Below are 19,806 nucleotides of genomic sequence, written 5' to 3' on the forward strand. Positions count from 1 at the left end.
ATTGCAAATTTTCAAAATCCGTTCTACACTTACAGTGACCATCCTGAATCAGGCGAACCAGGTAGCCTTGCTCTTGATTTGCCGATTGTTCCATACGTAAAACAACGAGGTGGATTTGCATGGGATCTGTTATGGATGACCACTTTTTCGGGGAAAGGGCTATTGCTTTTTCCTTCGGGAAGTATCGAGCCACTTTGCTTCCGGATCTGGGCGGGAATGTCATTTCCTTTGTCGATACGGAACATGGTTATCATTTTCTCCGGGAACCGAAACAAGAAGAAATGGAAATATTCAAGGCCGCTCCCTTCACACACGGGATTCCCGTCCTTTTCCCCCCAAATCGCTACGCAAACGGAGAGTTCACCCTCTTGGGCCGGACCTACCGCCTGCCCGTCAACGAACCGGCAGCAGGCAACCATCTTCATGGATTCTTTTACGATTGCAAGTGGGAAGTCACGGAAACGGGTCAAGACGAGTCAGAAAGCTTCGTCGTGATTGAGCAGCAAGTCTCCAAAGCTCACCCCGCCTATCTCAGTTTCCCCCACGAGTTCATCCTGTCGGTCCGCTATTCCCTCTCTGCGAAAGGCTTGCAGCAGGCAGTGAAGGTGACAAACAAGGGCAATTCGCCCATGCCTTGTCTGCTCGGGTTTCATACAGCCCTAAACGCTCCCTTCTCGCCAGGGAGTACCAGGGACGACATGAAGATGGAAATCACGATCGGCGAACGGTGGGAACTGGATAATCGGATGCTCCCCACTGGAAAAATGCTGCCGCTGACAGCAAACGAACAGCGGATGAAAGAAGGCGGGATATCCCCCTACTTCACTGTCATGGATCACCATTACACGGCTGCCCCAAAAGACGGCAAAAATTTTGTTGTTTTGACGGATGTTCGTGAACAAGTCCGGCTCATCTACGACGTCGGAGTAAAGTACCGGCATTGGATGATTTGGAACAAGGATGCTGCCAGTGGATTTTTCTGTCCGGAGCCGCAAACAAACGCAGTGAATGCTCCTAATCTGCCGCATTCATTCGAAGAAACGGGCATCGTCCTGCTGGAGCCAGGCGAAACCTGGGAAGAAACCAGCCGCCTCTACACAGAACAAGTAGAATAACCGCAAGAGAAGTTCTCCAAGCCGCTTGGGGAACTTCTCCATTTTGGTGGGCATGTTTTGCGGCCATACCCTGCGCAAAATTACAAGGCGACGGTCGCTCCCGAGCGCAAGGACTGGTAGCAGGCGTCGATTACCCGCATGTTGCCGATCATTTGCTCTGCTGTGTAGCCTGCCGTTTTGCCGTGCACGATCATTTCGTTCATCTCCGCCACTTCGAGCGCATACTGGTCGGCTGCAATTTTCTCTTCCCGTGTTGGGCCGTCTTCCAGCGTGACGATGACAAGCCCTTCCCCGCCTTGCAAGTCGGGACGATACGCACGCGGCACGCGAATCGTTCCCTTTGTGCCCACGACTTCGTATTCATTGCGGAAAACCGTTTCAAAGCTGCAGTCAAACATGACTCGAACGCCTTTTTTCATCTCCAACAGCGCAGTCACCATCGTATCAACCTGATGGCGTTTGTCGACTTTCCCGGTGGCATAGACCGATATCGGTTCGTCGCCAAGAATCATGCGGGCAGAATGAATGCAATAGCAACCGACATCATACAGACTTCCTCCGCCCAGCTCCCGGTTCATCCGAATATCTCCCTCGGTATCCTCCAAAAAGAAGTTCAATGCGGCGCGAAACAGCTTGACTTCCCCGATTTCGCCGGATTCGATGATTTGTTTCACCCGCTCATGCTGCGGATGGTGGCGGTACATGAAGCCTTCCATAAAAACCACATTGTACTTTTGAAACACTTGGAGAATTTCCCGCGTTTCCTCGCTGGTCAGCCCTGACGGTTTTTCGCACAAAACATGCTTGGAATGCTGTGCTGCCTTTATGGACCACTCTTTATGCAGTCCGTTCGGAAGCGGGATGTACACCGCCTCCACCTCCGGATCGCGCAGCAGTTCTTCATAATCGTCGTAGACAGCAGGAATGCCGAATTGCTCGGCTACTTTCCGTCCCTTTTCGCTTTTGCTGGCAATCGCCTTGATTTCACTGTGCCCTTCCCTCTGCATCGCTGGGATCAGCTGGTCTACCGCAATTCTAGCCGCGCTCATGATCCCCCAGTTCACTTTTCGCATGACCCATCCGTCCTTTCCGTGCAAATTTCCTTTTTGCGTCGCCTATCTTTTGTTCTTGGTGGCAATGTCCAGCCAAACGGCAAAGACCAGGATGGAGCCTTTAACGATATACTGCCAGAACGGCTCTACGTTCATCATGCTCATGCCGTTGTCAAGACTGACCATGACCAGCGCGCCGATCACCGAGCCAAGGATGGTACCGGTTCCTCCGGATAGACTCGTTCCGCCGATTACGCATGCCGCGATCGCGTCCAGTTCGAAGCTCTGGCCTGCCCCAACTGTGGCTGCATTTAGCCGCCCCGTCAGCACAACACCTGCGACACCAGCCAGCGCCCCCATCATGACGAAAACCGCAAGCATGTGATTCTTGATGTGGATGCCGGAAAACTTCGCTGCTTCGACGTTGCCGCCAATCGCGTATATATAACGGCCAAATCCCGTTTTGGTAGTAATGAATACAAACACCAGCGCAAGCACGAGCACGATCAACATCGGGATGGGAATGCCGTAATAACGGTTCATCATATACGCAAATCCCATTCCAATCACCATGCAGGCGAGAGCAACACCGTAATCCGCAGCAGCACTGTTTAAAGGAAGCTGCAGCTTCTCGCGTTTACGCCGTCTGCGTACGGTAGAGAAAAAAATGGCCACACACACTAAAGCCGCGAGTATATACCCCCACACGTAAGGAAGATAGCTTTGACCAATGCTGACAAAGCTGTCCTGCAAAGGCGCTACGGTTTCTCCATGACTCATCCCCAACAGCACGCCGCGCCACACCATCATGCCGCCAAGAGTGACGATAAATGCCGGTACCGCCTTATACGCCACCAGCCACCCTTGCATCAGCCCGATCACGGCTCCGGCCAGTATGGCGACCAGTACGGCTGGCAGCGTACCCCATCCGAACCATACCTGAAGAATCGCCGCGATTCCTCCGGTCAGACCAACAATGGAGCCAACAGACAAATCAATTTGCGCGGCGACAATCACCAACGTCATTCCGATCGCCAGAATGGAGATAACAGACATTTGCCGAAAAAGATTGGACAAATTTCGCGAGGTTAAAAAATCTCCGTCTGTTAAAAAGGTAAACAAGATTGCGATGAAAATCAGGGCGATGATCAGCGTATACGCGCGTATGTCAAACTTAAAGGAAAGCTTCTGATCCTTCACTTGCGCCACCCCCGGTTGCATATGTCATGACCTTCTCTTGAGTTGCTTCGTCATGCGATAGTTCTCCGACCATTTTCCCTTCCGACATGATCAGAATGCGATCCGACATGCCGAGCACTTCAGGAAGTTCAGAAGAAATCATGACTACAGCCATCCCTTGCCGGACCAATTCATTGATCAGTTTATAGATTTCGTATTTTGCCCCTACATCAATGCCGCGGGTCGGCTCGTCTAGGATCAGCACCTTGGGATCGTTCAGAAGCCATTTGCTGAGGACCACTTTTTGCTGGTTTCCCCCGCTCAGATTGTTCACTCTGGCTTCGGCTCCGGGAGTTTTCACCTTCAACTTCTCGATGTATTGATTCGTTATGCTGATTTCTGCCGCTTCATCAATCACAAAGTTTCGGATCAGCTTGTTCAGCGCGACAAGCGTCGTGTTTTTCTGGACGCTCATATCCAGAACAAGCCCGTATTTTTTCCGGTCTTCCGAGACGTATGCAAGGCCGCGTTCAATCGCATCGCGCGGATTTTTGATCGATACCGGATATCCTTCTATCCGGATTTCCCCTGTTCTTTTCCCTTCATACCCGCCAAAAATGCTGGTAAACAGCTCTGTCCTGCCCGCCCCCATCAGGCCCGCGACACCCAGTATTTCTCCCTTTTTCAGAGAAAAAGAGACATCGCGTACGACCTCTTTGTTCTGCGAATTGTAGACGGAGAAGTTTTTGACCTCCAGGATTGTTTCGCCTATTTTCTTATCGGGGTCGTACGGAAAAAGCTCCGTCAGCGTCCTTCCTACCATCAGCGAAATGATTTTCTCCTCGGAGAACTCCGCGATCGGTTTCGTGTCGACTGTTTTGCCGTCTCGCAGTACGGTTACGGAATCGGCGAGGGCAAGCACCTCATTCAATTTGTGCGAGATGTAGATGCAGGTTACCCCTTTTTTTCGCAGTTCCTGTAATATATTCATCAGCAATCCAACTTCGGCTTCGGTCAATGCCGCTGTCGGTTCATCCAAAATAATGATATCGCTGTTCTTTGACAATGCCTTCACAATTTCCACAAGCTGTTGCTGTCCAATACCCAAGCTTCCTACTTTGGTTTCTGCATGGATGTCTAACCCTACCGACTTCAGCCACTTGTCGGCTTCGATATAAAGCCTATCCCAGTCAATGGTGCCGAACTTTTTGGGTTCATTGCCAAGAAATATGTTTTCGCCTACCGTCATCTCTTTGACCAGCGCCAACTCCTGATAAATGATGGAGATGCCGGCCTTCTCCGAATCCTTGATCGACTTGAAGCTTTGCTTTTGCCCGTTTACAATAATTTCTCCCTGAAAACTGCCATCCGGGTAAACCCCGCTCAGCACCTTCATCAAAGTAGACTTTCCTGCTCCATTTTCACCGCACAATGCATGGATTTCTCCCTTTTTCACCGAGAACGTTACATCATCGAGCGCACGTACACCAGGAAACTCCTTGACAATATGTTTCATCTCTAACGCATACATGCCATCACCCCATGTGTGGGAAGAAGGGGAGCCCCGCTCCCCTTCCCGCCGCTTTACTGTCGCTTCGGACGCTGGTCTTCCGGAACGTTTTTGTACACGTCCTCATACTTGTGGAAGCTGTCCTTGATGATCGTGTCCATGATGTTGTCCTTGTCGACCTGAATCGGATCGAGCAATACTGTCGGAACATCCACTTTGCCGTTATTCATCTTGGTCGTCGCCTCAAGCTTTTCCCCTTTGGCCAATTGAACAGCCATTTCGGCCGCTTTGGTCGCGATCGCTTTAATCGGCTTGTACACGGTCATCGACTGTTTTCCTTCCACAATCCGTTGAACGGCTGCCAAATCTGCATCCTGACCTGAAACAGCTACCTTGCCTGCCAAACCTTGAGCTGCCAGCGCCTGAATAGCGCCTCCCGCAGTACTGTCGTTGGAAGCGACGACAGCGTCGATCTTGTTTTGGGTGGAAGTAAGAGCGTTTTCAACAATTTGCATGGCAGCGTCCGCCTGCCAGTCTTTTGCCCATTGGTCGCCGACAATGGCAATATCACCCTTGTCAACCAACGGTTTGATAATGTTCATTTGCCCCTGGCGGAATAGCTTGGCATTATTGTCTGTCGGCGATCCGCCCAACAGGAAGTAATTCCCTTTCGGCACCTGCTTGGTCAAATATTCTGCCTGCATTTCGCCTACCCGTACATTGTCGAAGGTGACATAGGCAGATACATCGGAGTTGGTGATGAGACGGTCATACGCCAGCACAGGAACGTTCTCTTTACTTGCGGCATCCACAGCTGCCGCCATCGCTTCCGAGTTGTGAGGAATGATAACGATTACATCAACGCCTTTGGAAAGCATGTTTTCCACGTGAGCGAGCTGCGTAGCATCGTCACCGTTTGCAGACTGCACATCCACTTCTGCTCCCAATTCCTTCGCCTTTTCGATAAAAATGTCCCGATCATGCTGCCAGCGCTCCAGACGCAAGTCATCAATGGACAGACCAATTTTGAGCGTACCGGATCCCGCTTGCTGAGAACTTCCTTGCGTGGGAGCGCTTTCAGATTGCGGTTTCACATCTTGACCGCAGCCCGCTGCAACAGTGGCCAATAGAAAAAGACTCATTACACTTGAAACCAGATGGCGCCTTTTCTTCATAACCATACCCCTTTTTTGATTTTTCCGATTTGTATCCCTATCATACCACCGGCCATTACTTTGTTCAATCGACAAACTAACAAAATTTTACCCCTTTGTTTTCCCTGTTGAACTTTTCCTACCTTCCTATATTGAAAAATAGCGTGTTTTTTGTATGTGCTTCCAGTATAATTTGTATATCCAATAAACAAAGTGGTGAGAGTGATGATTCAGACGGGCGATCAATTTCTGGTGAAAAAGATCAACAAATCTATCGTATTGGAAACCATCAAGAAGAAATCCCCTATTTCAAGGATTCAGATATCCGAGACGACCGGCCTTAACAAATCAACGGTTTCCTCCCTTGTAAATGAACTTATTCAGGAAAACTTCGTATACGAGATCGGGTTGGGACAATCACAGGGCGGACGCAGACCGCTCATGCTGCTGTTTAACAATACGGCTGGCTATGCTATCGGCATAGATATTGGCGTCAACTATTTGCTTGCGGTCCTTTCCGATTTGAAGGGAAATATCATACATGAAACCATGCTCACGATTACCGATCTGCCTTTCGAGGAGATTGTCGATTTTCTCAAAAAAACGATCCAATCGTTGATTGACCAAGCTCCCTCCAGTAATTATGGCATTATCGGCATTGGCATTGCCGTACCTGGAATCGTGGACGATACGGGGAAAATTTTGTTTGCTCCCAATCTGGGCTGGGAAAATGTCGATCTGAAGGGAATCATTGAAAACCATTTCCGTTTGCCCGTCACCATCAACAACGAAGCGAAAGCAGGGGCGTTCGGCGAGAAAATATTTGGGGCCGGCAAAGATGTCTCCCACTTCGTCTACGTAAGTGTGGGCATCGGGATTGGAACGGGCATCATCATTAATAACGAGCTGTATAAAGGCTACAACGGCTTCTCCGGTGAAATGGGACACATTACGATCGAAGCAAACGGAAAAAAATGCCTTTGCGGAAATCGGGGATGTTGGGAGCTGTACGCCTCTGAAAATGCCTTGCTGGAACAGGCGAAAACCTTGTCCATTCCTCCGGCGCCCGATGAAAAGGAAGTAACCCTTTCCCATCTTGTGATGCTGGCTGACACCGGAAACACGGATGTGATTCAATTGTTCAATCAAGTGGGCGAATACATCGGACTCGGATTGACGACGATCATCAACACATTCAACCCCGAGTTGATCGTGATTGGCAACAAGCTGACTTCTGCGGAAAAATGGCTCATGAATCCGATCAAGCGAGTGGTCGAAAGCCGCTCGATGCGATTTCATCGCAAACAGCTGCGCATTCAGTTTTCTAACTTGAATATGTACTCCACTGTGCTCGGAACAATCTCATTTGCCATCGACGATTTTTTTGCCAGTACGCGGATCACTCTCTGAATATGGCCCCTTGTAGTTTTCCAAAAGTGTCACGTTTGCATGGGAGTTCATGTTTACGCGGTCCTTGTTTCATACCAAAGACATGATCAAACAACACGAATTGCTGAATGAACTGGCGGACTTAATCGATGATGGGAAAATAAAAACGACACTGACTGAGCGGCTGGAGCCCATCAATGCAGCAAACCTTCGTTTCGCGCATGAGAAGTTGGAAACGGGACGGGCTATTGGAAAAATTGTTTTGGAAAACTTCTGATCCATTGAAAAAGACCGGAGAAGCATATAAATATGCACTCCGGTCTTTTTGATTAGGAAAGAATGTTCCCTTTACTTTTTGGTTGCTGCTTCAATGTCTTTGTACGCCCAATGAGTAGGAGGCACATCCGGCCAGCTTTGTCCTTTTACCGGACTTAACTGAATCTTGTTCGTCAATCGATTAATGATGGTGACCGTTTCTGCTCGGGTCAATGTTTTTTGTGGATGGAATGTACCATCTGGGTAGCCTGCCATGTAGCCTTCTTTGCTTACTGCCGCGATGATTTGAGAGGCCCAGTGATCTGCTGGTACATCGTAGAAGTTGTTCGGCATGTCGTCACCGCTTAACCCCAGATATTTGTACACAATGGTTGCCATTTCCGCGCGCGTGATTCCGCCTTCCGGATTAAACGTGCCATTCGCGTATCCGTTCATCAGACCGGCTTCGTTTGCGCGTTTAATGGCATTCGCCGCCCAATGAAGATCTGCTACGTCAAAGAACGTTCCGCTTGCGGATGTTTCCGGGTTTACCATTCCTGTGTTTACCAGGATCGTGGCCATTTCTGCACGGGTCACTTGGCGGTTCGGATCGAAGTTTCCGGTTGGATAGCCGTTCATGTAGCCTGTTTGGCCGCTTTCTTCTTTTGCCGGCTCGCTTGGTTTTGGTTCTACATGACTTGAGCCGCCTCCAGTAAAGATCGGGTTTTGTACATGATCAGCACTTTCCCGGTCTTTTTCCCGATCTCTGTCTCGTTTATCGACAGATTCCAGACCTCTTCTGGCTTTTTTAAGCTCAGCCAGCGCTTCGTCTACCTCGTCTTGTGTCGCATCAGGATCTTCCAGTACTTCTTTTGCTCGCTTCAATGCTTTTTCGAGTTTTCTCCAACTTGAAGCTGTATAGTCGTCTTCATCCAAATCTTCATCATCGATTTCATCTGCTTTTGCTTGAAGATCCGATTTGTCGACTGCAGGCTCGCCTGGTTTTTTCAAACCTGCTCTGGCCTTTGTCAATGCCGAGAGTGCTTCGTCTACTTCTTGTTGAGTTGCATGCCGATCAGCCAGAACCTCAGCCGCTTTTCGCAAGGCATTTTGCAGCTCTTCCCAGCTTTCGCTTGTGTAATCTTCACCCGAAAGATTCTCGGATTGGATTTGCTCCGTTTTCGCTCGCAGCTTGGATTTATCTACTTCCGTCGATACCTTGTCCAAGCCTTCGTAAGCTGTCACCAATGCAGTCAGGGCCTTGTCTACTTCTTGTTGCGTTGCGTACGGATCGGCCAATACTGTTTTGGCTTTTTGCAAGGCGTTTTGCAGTTCTGCCCAGCTTTCGCTTGTATAATCTTCCGCTTTCAGATCCTCGGACTTGATTTGCTCCGTTTTCGCTTGCAGCTTGGATTTGTCGACTGCAGGCGTAGGCTGTCCTGGTTTTTTCAAACCGTCTCTTGCCTTTGTCAATGACGAGAGCGCTTCGTTTACTTCTTGCTGCGTTGCATTTGGATCAGCCAATACTGTCTCCGCTTTTTGCAATGCCTGTTGCAGCTCTGTCCAGCTTGTACTTGTGTAATCTTCCGCCTTCAGGTTCTCGGACTTGATTTGCTCCGTTTTGGCCTGCAGCTTGGATTTGTCTACCGACGATGGAACTGGCTGCAAACCATCGTACGCATTATTCAGTGCAGTCAGTGCTGCGTTTACCTGTTCTTGCGTTGCGGCTGGATCCTTCAACACCGTATCTGCATGTTGCAATGCCTGTTGCAGTGCTTCCCAGCTGTCAGTTGTGTAATCATCAGCCACGAGATGCTCGGCTTCAATTTCATTCACTTTGGCTTGCAGCTTGGTTTTGTCTACCGCCGATGGAACTGGCTGCAAACCATCGTACGCATTATTCAGTGCAGTCAGCGCTGCGTTTACCTGTTCTTGCGTTGCGGCTGGATCTTTCAACACCGTATCTGCATGTTGCAATGCTTGTTGCAGTGCTTCCCAGCTGTCAGTTGTGTAGTTATCAGCCGCGAGATGCTCGGCTTCAATTTCATTCACTTTGGCTTGCAGCTTGGTTTTGTCTACCGCCGATGGAACTGGCTGCAAACCATCGTACGCATTATTCAGTGCAGTCAGCGCTGCGTTTACCTGTTCTTGCGTTGCGGCTGGATCTTTCAACACCGTATCTGCATATTGCAATGCCTGTTGCAGTGCTTCCCAGCTGTCAGTTGTGTAATCATCAGCCGCGAGATGCTCGGCTTCGATTTCATTCACTTTGGCTTGCAGCTTGGTTTTGTCTACCGCCGATGGAACTGGCTGCAAACCATCGTACGCATTATTCAGTGCAGTCAGCGCTGCGTTTACTTGTTCTTGCGTTGCGGCTGGATCCTTCAACACCGTATCTGCATGTTGCAATGCCTGTTGCAGTGCTTCCCAGCTGTCAGTTGTGTAATCATCAGCCGCGAGATGCTCGGCTTCGATTTCATTCACTTTGGCCTGCAGCTTGGTTTTGTCTACCGCCGATGGAACTGGCTGCAAACCATCGTACGCATTATTCAGTGCAGTCAGCGCTGCGTTTACCTGCTCTTGCGTTGCGGCTGGATCCTTCAACACCGTATCTGCATGTTGCAATGCCTGTTGCAGTGCTTCCCAGCTGTCAGTTGTGTAATCATCAGCCGCGAGATGCTCGGCTTCGATTTCATTCACTTTTGCTTGCAGCTTGGTTTTGTCTACCGCTGATGAATTTGGCTGCAAACCATCGTACGCATTATTCAGTGCAGTCAGCGCTGCGTTTACCTGTTCCTGCGTCGCAGCTGGATCTTTCAACACGGTATCTGCTTGTTGCAATGCCTGTTGCAGTGCTTCCCAGCTGTCAGGCGTGTAGTCCTCAGCTACGAGGTTTTCGGATTTAATTTGGTCCGTTCTGGTTTGCAGTGCGGATTTGTCTACTACAGTAAATTGTCTAGTCACAGTATCCGACTGTGTTTTATTTTTATTGGCTGTAACATCGATCGTATATGCACCTGTATTCAGGGCATCAACAATTGGAAGCTCCCATTTTCCGTTCTCGTCGGCGACTCTCTCCTCATTGATGAGGAGAGACGAATCTGCTGCACTTACGATCTTAATCGTTACTTTCGCCAAAGGTTCTGTTTCACCAATCAGCGTCGGACGTGTCCCCGTAATCTCACCATCGGTACTCGGTTGGCTCAATTCATTCTTGACTAATCGCCATACCAAAACATTATTTTGATCATAACTTGCAAGAAGAGCGCCGGAGTCTGCAATCAGATTCTCGATACTACCCAAACTTTCTTCTGTTGCTTGTCCAAACTGCGTCCCCGGTGCCATATTCTGCGTGGTAATACCTGCTTCTCCAGTAAACACACCGTTTAGAGTTAGCGTTTTATTGTTTGCCAAGTTAACGTTTACCACTTTTCCGGCAAATGTATTTCCTGTGATATATGCTTCACCCGAAAGAAAGATCTGACCACCACGGGACTGAACTCCTCCGCCAATATTGTCCGTGATGAGTCCACCGGTCATAATAAATTGTGTTCCAGTATCAACCAAGACCGCCGCACCTTGCGAGTTACTATTGCCTCTAATTTCGCCACCTTTCATTTCTACAACCGAGCCGTTGTCCCTAATTTGGATCGCACTTCCATGATATTGGGAATTACTGTTTCGTAAAACAGTTCCTTCTTCAATGATCAGTTTTGATCCTTCATAGACATTAATTAATCTTCCATTGATCGATTGATTGTTGAAGCCGCCGTCAATGATAATATTTTTTAATGTTAACTGTCCTTTTTGAGTTAGACCAATTAGCGTTTCTATTGCACCGCTTGGCTGGCCGCGCTTTATCACCGCGGTTTCTTCGACACCAGGGGCAGTAGTAATCGTAATATACTTATTAATTCCAACACCTGTCAACGTAATATCGTCCAGGAGATATATCGTTCCCCCCTCATTAACTTTTGCATGGGCCTCTGTCAATGTAGCATAAGGGTTACCTCGTGTCCCATCACCTGTGGCGTCATTGCCACTACTGGATACATAAACTGCCGATGAATCTTTCACCAAACCATCGTACGCATGATTCAATGCAGTCAGCGCTGCGTTTACCTGTTCTTGCGTTGCGGCTGGATCATTCGTCTACTATAGTAATTACCTTTTCTGCTTTAGTAGATTTGCCGTCTATTGTCGCTGTTACCGCAACCGTGTATTCACCATCTGTTAGGTCATTCGTTGGTGTAAATGTCCACTTGCCATCTGCATCAACTGTCACCGTCGGAGTATCAACTACATTACCAGCCTTGTCTTTAATCTCAACTGTAATCGTAGACCCAGCTGTTGAGGTTCCTTCGAACATTGGCTTCGAATTGAACACTTTATCGCCTGCTGGTTGTTCAATCATTACCGTCGGTGGCGCTTTCCACAACAACTCATTGCTTGCACCGTAAATGGCATAAAGCGAACTGTCGTCGGCAATCAGATTCTCCAGCGACGCCAAATCGCCTGTGGCTGCTTGTCCAAATATGCCTCCGGCAGCCATGCGACTCTGCGCGGTAATACCTGCCTTCCCGCTAAACTCACCGCTTAGGGTAAGATTCGTCTTGCCCTGCAGGAACACATTCAGTGCCTTTTGTTGGCCCCAATCTGTATTACCCATGACAGTCGCATTGCCGGAAAGATCGAATGTCCCCGAAACGAGATCTACTCCTCCGCCGATGTTGTTGGTGATTCGGCCACCGGTCAGCAGGAATTTACTACCGGAACCTATATAGACCGCACCCATAGCATTACTCTGATTTTTTTCTCCCTTATTGCCTGTAATTTCTCCGCCAGTCATTTTCAGGACTGCTGAACCCTGACCGAGATAGATTGCGCTTCCTACAAATGGGGAATAACTGTTGCGTAAAACAGTCCCTTCTTCAATGTTCAGTTGTGCATCATAGACGTTAATGATTCTACCTTGGGCCAATGCTCCCCCTTGGTAGGTGCCGTCAATGATAATGTTTTTTAAGGTAAGCTGGCCCGTATTTAGATCAAAAAGCGTGCCGTTTCCAGCCTGGTTTCGCTCAATCACGGCAGTTTCCGTAACGCCGGGAGCCGTAGTAATCGTAAAAATCTTGTTCAGATTGTATTTTTTGTTGGTATCGGACAATGTTTTGATGTTGTCCAGGACGTATATCGTTCCCCCGCTATTATCGTTTTGATAGGCCGTGTACAAGGTAGCATAAGGGTTCTCTTTGGTTCCATCACCTGAAGTGTCACTGCCATTACTCGCTACATAAACTTCCGAAGAAGCAGCATAGCTAACAGGAGTTCCAAAGCTTACTCCCGTGAAGACAATAGAAAGAATCAGGAACATCATCCCAATTTTTCGCCAATTAATGTCATTCAGCAAGTAGATCCATTCCTTTCTGAGATTTGATACTGGCAGAAATCATCAATATTGAACTTAACGAAGATAAGTACACAAGCAGACGATTCCACCAATTCTTTTCGCTTCAAACGTTTTTATTGCCCCTTCTTCCTCCCCTTCCGGCATATGGATATTTTGTTAAACTATCTATTTTTATTAGACTTCTCCCAATATGTCATCTTAACAGGGGAACCTCTACAAAAACTCCACAACTTTGCTCATAAATATAAACAGCAAAAACCTTCTCGATTCTTTTTAAGAGGTGTCCTGAACATCTTGTAGAAATGTATACTTTATGGAAAAAATGGAACTGTCCCAAACATAGACAAGTATTGCTTATTGCCAGCCTAATCTTCATCTGTGGAACGGCTAAGAATGGAAGGGGCATGACTTACATACACTTGGGGGGCTTAAGAGGTTCCTTACTATTACTAATTGAGGTTATTAGATGAAATGAAAACAGTCACCTGGAAATGGACGAAAATGATCGTTGTTGCCCTGCTAATCGTAACAGCTGTTCGCTTACTCTGGATGAATTTCCTGACCACCTTTGATTACGCTGAAAAACCGGTGGCTGTAAAAGGCGTGCTAGATTTACGCGGGTGGAAATTCTCGGAGTACCAAACATTACGGTTGGATGGGGAGTGGGAGTTCTTCCCTTCTCAGTTCATAGAGGGAAACGGCCTGAAGAAACCCGGGGAACATGCATACATCCAAGTGCCCAATCGGTGGGATGAGGCGTTTGTTCATGAGCAAGGCACACCGGACTCCTTCCGCTTCGGCACGTATCGACTACGTATCCTGCTTGATCCAAACCACAAACAGACACTTGGTTTCAGGATCAATGAGCTTCGAACTGCATCGGCCGTCTATGCCAATGGGCAGCTCGTCGCCCAGGCGGGACAACCGGCAACCAGTGTCATCGAGCATCAAGCACGCAATATTCCCTATACAGTCAAACTGACGCCAGAACAAGGCCAAGTGGAGCTGCTTATCCATGTTTCCAATGATGCCGGAGCAGGAGGAATCACAAAACCTATTCGCTTCGGCACGATAGAAGCTGTGCAGCTGCGGATGATCCTCTCCATCAGTTTGCAGATGTTGCTGCTTGTCGTGTTTCTGATCCATGGTGTATATGCCTTGCTCCTGTACTTTTTGGGTTCCAGAAATAAAGGCTTGGCCTATTTCTCTTTGGTCATGATTTGTGGAATCTTTGTTGTATTGACCGCGGATGACAAGTTATTGTTTGTCTGGCTGAAGCTGGATTATGACTGGACAGTAAAAATGACGTATCTCGTCTATGTTGGTGCGGTCGCCTTCATCCCTCCCTTGTTACATCACCTGTTTCCTGCTTATCTGAACAAAAGAATTTTACGAGGTTACGGTGGCTTGTGCAGTCTGTACGCCATGTTCATTCTCCTCGTACCTGCTGGAACGATCTTGGCTATGAGCAGAATGCTCTCTGTCGTGATGCTCTTATCAGTCATCCTCTCCGTCTACATCCTGTGGAAAGCCATTCGGGACAAGGAAGACATTATTTTTCTCCTGTTAGCTTGCTTGTTTGTTGGGGTCAATGTGGTCTGGACGATTGTTTATGCCATACTCTCGCTGGAATTTATTCATTATCCTTTCAACCTGATCTTTGCCGTCCTTTCCTTTGCGGCCTATTGGTTCCGACGGTTTTTCCGGGCAACGACCGAGACGAAACAACTAGCCGAGAAATTACAGCAAGAGGATAAACGCAAGGATGAATTTTTGGTGAATACTTCTCACGAATTGAGAAATCCTTTGCACGGCATCATCAATATCACACAAGCGATTATCGAGGATACAAACTCCCCCCTTCATGAAGAACACAAAAAGCGTCTGGATATTCTCCTGCATGTCAGCAAACGTTTGACGCTCATGCTGGATGATTTGCTGGATGTGACCCGATTGAAGGAGAACACGATTCGCCTGCATCAGAAAAAAATATCCCTCGCGTCCATCTTCGCTGGTGTGTTCGATATGGCGAGACTGATGCTGGACGGAAAGCCGATCGCATTGACCGTCGAAATCGACGATTCGTTTCCTTCTGTTTGGGGAGATGAAAACCGGCTGATTCAAATTCTTTTCAACCTGGTGCATAATGCCATTAAATTTACAGACGAAGGAACCATCACGATTCGTGCGGCAACTGCTAACGGATTTGCTTATATCCAGGTGGAGGATACCGGGGTCGGGATCGAGGAGAAGGCTCTGCAAACCATTTTTCAGCCTTACGAACAAGCGGAGCGGAATTCAATACGAGCGAGTGGCGGATTCGGGCTTGGCTTACACATTTCCAAGCAGTTGGTTGAGCTTCACGGCGGGACTCTAACGGTTCAGTCTACTCCGGGCAAAGGCTCTGTCTTTACTTTTACACTCCCGCTCGCTACAGATTCCGCGCCAATAGAAGAGAGCAGCGCTCAAACAATGATGCAGACTTCACTAGAATTGGCTGCAGCAACTGCTGATCGAATTCAATCATCGACAGACACGGTTTCTGCCGTAAATAGAAAAGCAAAAATTATCGTTGTGGACGACGACAGTATTAACCTGAACATCCTTGGCAAGATGCTTGAATCAGACCAATATGAAGTAAGCACGGCAACCAGCGCTCAGCAAGCCCTGTCCATACTGGAACACAAACCGGTAGATTTGGTCATCTCGGACGTCATGATGCCTCACGTATCCGGCTATGAATTAACAAGTATCATCCGGGAACGATTCTCTGTTTTGGAACTGCCTGTCCTGCTTTTGACCGCGCGAAGCCGTTCCCAGGATATTGTGGCCGGCTTTCAGGCAGGAGCGAACGACTATGTCAAGAAACCCGTCGATGCTTGGGAATTAAAGGCCAGGGTAAAAGCATTAACCGAGTTAAAAATATCCTTCGACGAACGCTTGCGTATGGAAGGAGCATGGCTGCAATCGCAAATCCAGCCTCATTTTCTATTTAACACCTTAAATTCAATTGCCGCCTTGGGACTCGAGGACTTCACGAAAATGCAGGAACTGCTTGAGGAGTTTAGCAACTATTTGCGTTTGAGCTTTGACTTTCATAATGCTGAGCCCGTTGTTCCTCTTGACGATGAGCTTGCCCTTGTCCGCTCTTACTTATATATTGAGAAGCAGCGATTTGGCGATCGTTTGCAGGTGGAATGGAATCTGGACCCTGATCTCGATTTTTGCCTACCGCCCTTATCCATACAACCGCTTGTCGAAAATGCGGTCAAACACGGTTTAATGAAACGTACAAGTGGGGGAACCATCTGGATTCACATAACTGACAAAGGGGAGTACAGCGAAGTTTCCATTCAGGACAATGGAGAAGGGATGACAGAGGACGATCTGAATCAGCTTTTCTACCGAACTGGTCATGCGAAGAAAAGAGCAAGCGTAGGTCTGCGAAATATCGATCGGCGACTGAAGCAGCTTTATAGCCGGGGATTAACGATTGCCAGCACACCCGAACAAGGTACAACGGTCACATTCCGAATCCCGAAATAAGGAATAAACTACATGGTTTATTCCTTATTTTTCTGCTTCCAAAGATCAAACCACTCCGTGATAGAAGGATTAGGCTGCACCTGCAGTTCTTTCTGTAACACTTTTTTTAATTGATCATACTGCTTGTGAACCAATGAGTGCCTGCCCATGACATCATAGACTTTCATCAGGTAAAAATAGGCTTCTTCCTCTAACGGGTAACGATGACAAATGTCCAAACATAACGTCATGGCTTTGTCCCATTTATCATTTGTGTAGTACCAATCCACCATCTTCAAAGCGGTTTGCACCCATTGCAGCTGCAATCTTTGCCGCTCACTTTCTGCCCATACGTAATTATGCTCCTGCAAATAATCTCCTTTACACAGCCCTATGGCTGCTTCATATTCGCCAATCGTCTCTGCAGACAATAATAAGCCCGATCGATAAAACTGCTCAAACTTGTCCACATCCAGGCTGATTTGTTCCAGTTTTAACAAATAGCCTTCCGAAGTATTGCTAATTTGAAAACACTCGCCAAAAGGCGCCAAGGTTTTGCGTATATAATAGACCGCTGTATACAATTGATGAAGAGCATTGTCCGGTTCAAGCTCCGGCCAAAGTAACTCAATGATTGCCGTTTTATTGACAGCCGTCCCCCTGTGCTGAACCAAATATAGGAACAATTGCTGCACCTTCGCCGTTCGCCAACGAAGCGGTATGATTTGCTGCTCTTCGGCTAAAATCGTTACCTGTTGAAACAAATTCATTTGCAATTTCTCCGTTTTTGGAAAAGGGAAAGCAGCATGTTCGTCCGTCCTGGATTGAATTCGTTGAACGGTATTTCGCAGACGTTGCTTGCCAACCGGCTTTAAGACATAGTCAAGGGCGTTTAGCTCAAATGCTTTAATCGCATATCTCTCATATGCGGTTACGAATACAATATGTAAGTGAGGTTTCATTTGCAGAAGCTGTTCGGCCAACTCGATTCCGTTCAGCTTGGGTATTTGAATATCCAAAAAAACAATATCGACATCATTTTTTTCAACCGCTTGTTTCCCCATCGCCGGGTCCGTAAATTTACCAATAACGTGGATATTCCCGATTGTTAATAACTGATGCTCCAAATAGTTTAATGCCAACTCTTCATCGTCGATTAAGATCGCTCTCATGATGTCCCCTTACGTATCATGCTATTTTATACATATATATCAAAAAATATATCCGTTTTAAAATACATTATGGTAAATTGATCAAACAGACTAGAGTATATCCTACTATAATTCTGGATTTTCAATAAAGATTACCCTATTTATTCCCTCTCTGAACCTATATTCAAACATTCCCACTCCACTTCTTAAGTTACTATTCAACAGAACGGTCCCGGTTTTGGATTGTTAACCGTCCGTTATGAGTAGGCTCCTGTCTATAACGGCAAGTGATGAAGGCCATCCTTTGTCGGATGGCCTCTGAATGATAAAACATGCATTGATGTTGCCTTGTACCCACCGCCTGGCTTGTTATCCAATCTACCTTTACCCCTTCTCCCCCTGTATCGTTCGATTTTCATCAAGCCGCACTTTGTAAGACTCCCCCCATGCTTTCATGGCCATTATGACCGGTTCCAACGTCCTGCCGAAATCAGTAAGGGAGTACTCCACTCTTGGCGGAACCTCTTTATAAACTTCGCGATGAATGATGCCATCCCGCTCAAGCTCTCGGAGCTGCAAGGTGAGCATAAACTGCGTGATTCCCGGATTAAGGCGCCTGAATTCATTGAATCTCTTCGTACCGTCCAAGAGCTGATAAAGAATGATCCCCTTCCACTTTCCGCCAATCACATCCAGCGTTGTTTCCACTGGACATGCCTGCATATCCGGACTCACTCCGTATTTGTTTCTTCGGTCCCCCATCAGCCTATCCTCCCAATGGTTTGGTTTTTCATACTATACCATAAAAATATGCGTACTTACTTAAAGTAATCGAATCGATTTACAATGCAGCTATACAACATTTCCAATTTGAGAGGATGGATCCCCATGAATACTCACCAAAAGATGAAAGCAGTCGGTGCTTACCGATACCTCCCCATAACCAATCCGGAAAGCCTCATCGATCTTCATTTGGATATACCGGAACCAACCGGCCGCGATTTGCTGGTACGTGTAAAAGCCATCTCGGTCAACCCTGCCGACGTAGGCGTTCGCGAAAAGCATAACTACGAAGCCGAATCACCGAAAATTCTCGGGTGGGATGCCGCCGGGATCGTCGAACAGGTTGGTCCTGACTGCCAATTGTTTAAACCCGGGGACAAGATCTATTATGCGGGATCGGTGTCTCGACCAGGCAGCAACAGTGAATTTCACCTGGTCGATGAACGAATTGCGGGACATATGCCAAGAAGTCTCGATTTCGCTGCCGCCGCCGCATTGCCGCTCACCTCGATAACGGCATGGGAGGGCCTTTTTGATCGTTTGGGGATCGGCTTACACGAAAATGAAAACAAAATCATACTGATTATCGGCGCAGCTGGAGGAGTAGGATCGATCGCCATTCAGCTGGCCAAATTGGCAGGTTTGACTGTCATCGGTACTGCTTCGCGTCCGGAGTCAATTCAATGGGTCGAGAGTCTAGGTGCGGATTTTACCATAAACCACAACAATCCTTTTCTCCCCCAGCTCAAGGAAGCTGGTATCGACACCGTCGATTATATCTTTTGCTTGAACGATACCGTTCAGCATCTTGAAAATATGGCAGAAGTCATTGCCCCCCAAGGTAAAATTTGCTCGATCGTGCCTACCAATAAGGCCACCTGGGCAGGGAGCTTGAAAATGGACTTGCTGTTTTCCAAAAGTGTCACGTTTGCATGGGAGTTCATGTTTACGCGGTCCCTGTTTCATACCAAAGACATGATCAAACAACACGAATTGCTGAATGAACTGGCGGACTTAATCGATGATGGAAAAATAAAAACGACACTGACTAAGCGGCTGGAGCCCATCAATGCAGCAAACCTGCGTATCGCGCATGAGAAGTTGGAAACGGGACGGGCTATTGGAAAGATTGTTTTGGAAAAGTTCTGATGCTATGAGGATGAAGTAGAAGCGGTTGGATTCAAAAATGCGGTGATGTGGATCGACGAGTCAAAGGCCCCTTGCCAGTTTGGGGCCTTTTTCTGTACAAACGGTATTACTTTGTAAAAGACTTGCTCTATTTTATG

General features: G+C 47.6%; 12 protein-coding genes and 1 pseudogene. 5 read left to right on the forward strand and 8 right to left on the reverse strand.

Annotation, left to right across the window (positions count from 1 at the left end):
• Positions 1-119 precede the first annotated feature (119 nt).
• Positions 120-1,115 carry an aldose 1-epimerase gene (locus RGB73_RS29740; RefSeq protein WP_310767481.1) on the forward strand — a complete coding sequence of 332 codons (996 nt, stop codon included), beginning with the start codon at positions 120-122 and terminating at the stop codon, positions 1,113-1,115.
• Between the two features lie 80 nt (positions 1,116-1,195).
• Here RGB73_RS29740 and RGB73_RS29745 read toward each other — a convergent pair whose 3' ends face one another.
• From RGB73_RS29745 to xylF, 4 genes are read right to left on the reverse strand one after another with little or no spacing between them, the layout of a single operon-like run.
• Entirely contained in the window at positions 1,196-2,188 is a 993-nt protein-coding gene (locus RGB73_RS29745; protein ID WP_310767483.1) for a Gfo/Idh/MocA family protein, read from the reverse strand.
• Positions 2,189-2,230: 42 nt separating this feature from the next.
• Positions 2,231-3,388 (reverse strand): sugar ABC transporter permease, encoded by a 1,158-nt coding sequence (locus RGB73_RS29750; protein WP_310767486.1) that lies wholly within the window; start codon positions 3,386-3,388, stop codon positions 2,231-2,233.
• Positions 3,342-4,877, reverse strand: a complete 1,536-nt coding sequence (locus tag RGB73_RS29755; RefSeq protein WP_310767489.1) for a xylose ABC transporter ATP-binding protein — start codon at positions 4,875-4,877, stop codon at positions 3,342-3,344. The genes RGB73_RS29750 and RGB73_RS29755 overlap by 47 nt, the downstream gene beginning before the upstream one ends.
• A gap of 53 nt (positions 4,878-4,930) precedes the next feature.
• Entirely contained in the window at positions 4,931-6,031 is a 1,101-nt protein-coding gene (gene xylF, locus RGB73_RS29760) for a D-xylose ABC transporter substrate-binding protein (protein ID WP_310767492.1), read from the reverse strand.
• Positions 6,032-6,235: 204 nt separating this feature from the next.
• On the opposite strand from xylF, the gene RGB73_RS29765 reads away from it, so the two are divergent.
• Positions 6,236-7,420: an ROK family transcriptional regulator gene (locus RGB73_RS29765; protein ID WP_310767495.1), complete on the forward strand. Its 1,185-nt coding sequence runs from the start codon at positions 6,236-6,238 to the stop codon at positions 7,418-7,420.
• A 16-nt stretch (positions 7,421-7,436) separates the two neighbouring features.
• A pseudogene (locus RGB73_RS29770) lies at positions 7,437-7,676 on the forward strand (zinc-binding dehydrogenase); the annotation flags it as partial.
• A 71-nt stretch (positions 7,677-7,747) separates the two neighbouring features.
• Here the strand turns inward: RGB73_RS29770 and RGB73_RS29775 are convergent.
• Both RGB73_RS29775 and RGB73_RS29780 read right to left on the reverse strand, forming a co-directional pair.
• Positions 7,748-11,731 (reverse strand): S-layer homology domain-containing protein, encoded by a 3,984-nt coding sequence (locus RGB73_RS29775; RefSeq protein WP_310767497.1) that lies wholly within the window; start codon positions 11,729-11,731, stop codon positions 7,748-7,750.
• Between the two features lie 67 nt (positions 11,732-11,798).
• The gene (locus RGB73_RS29780) at positions 11,799-13,061 is read right to left on the reverse strand and encodes an Ig-like domain-containing protein (protein ID WP_310767500.1); all 1,263 of its coding nucleotides are present in this window, start codon (positions 13,059-13,061) and stop codon (positions 11,799-11,801) included.
• A 471-nt stretch (positions 13,062-13,532) separates the two neighbouring features.
• Here RGB73_RS29780 and RGB73_RS29785 point away from each other — a divergent pair, with 471 nt between their 5' ends.
• Positions 13,533-16,607: a hybrid sensor histidine kinase/response regulator gene (locus RGB73_RS29785; RefSeq protein WP_310767502.1), complete on the forward strand. Its 3,075-nt coding sequence runs from the start codon at positions 13,533-13,535 to the stop codon at positions 16,605-16,607.
• A gap of 17 nt (positions 16,608-16,624) precedes the next feature.
• Here RGB73_RS29785 and RGB73_RS29790 read toward each other — a convergent pair whose 3' ends face one another.
• Both RGB73_RS29790 and RGB73_RS29795 read right to left on the reverse strand, forming a co-directional pair.
• On the reverse strand, positions 16,625-17,758 hold the full coding sequence (locus tag RGB73_RS29790; protein WP_310767504.1) for a response regulator: 1,134 nt from the start codon (positions 17,756-17,758) through the stop codon (positions 16,625-16,627).
• A gap of 363 nt (positions 17,759-18,121) precedes the next feature.
• A complete protein-coding gene (locus RGB73_RS29795) occupies positions 18,122-18,499 on the reverse strand; it encodes a winged helix-turn-helix transcriptional regulator (protein ID WP_310767506.1) in 378 nt (125 codons plus the stop codon).
• Positions 18,500-18,625: 126 nt separating this feature from the next.
• Between RGB73_RS29795 and RGB73_RS29800 the strand changes: the two genes are divergently transcribed.
• Positions 18,626-19,669 (forward strand): zinc-binding alcohol dehydrogenase family protein, encoded by a 1,044-nt coding sequence (locus RGB73_RS29800; protein ID WP_310767508.1) that lies wholly within the window; start codon positions 18,626-18,628, stop codon positions 19,667-19,669.
• Positions 19,670-19,806 lie beyond the last annotated feature (137 nt).

Source organism: Brevibacillus brevis (assembly GCF_031583145.1).
Classification (GTDB): Bacteria; Bacillota; Bacilli; order Brevibacillales; family Brevibacillaceae; genus Brevibacillus; species Brevibacillus brevis_E.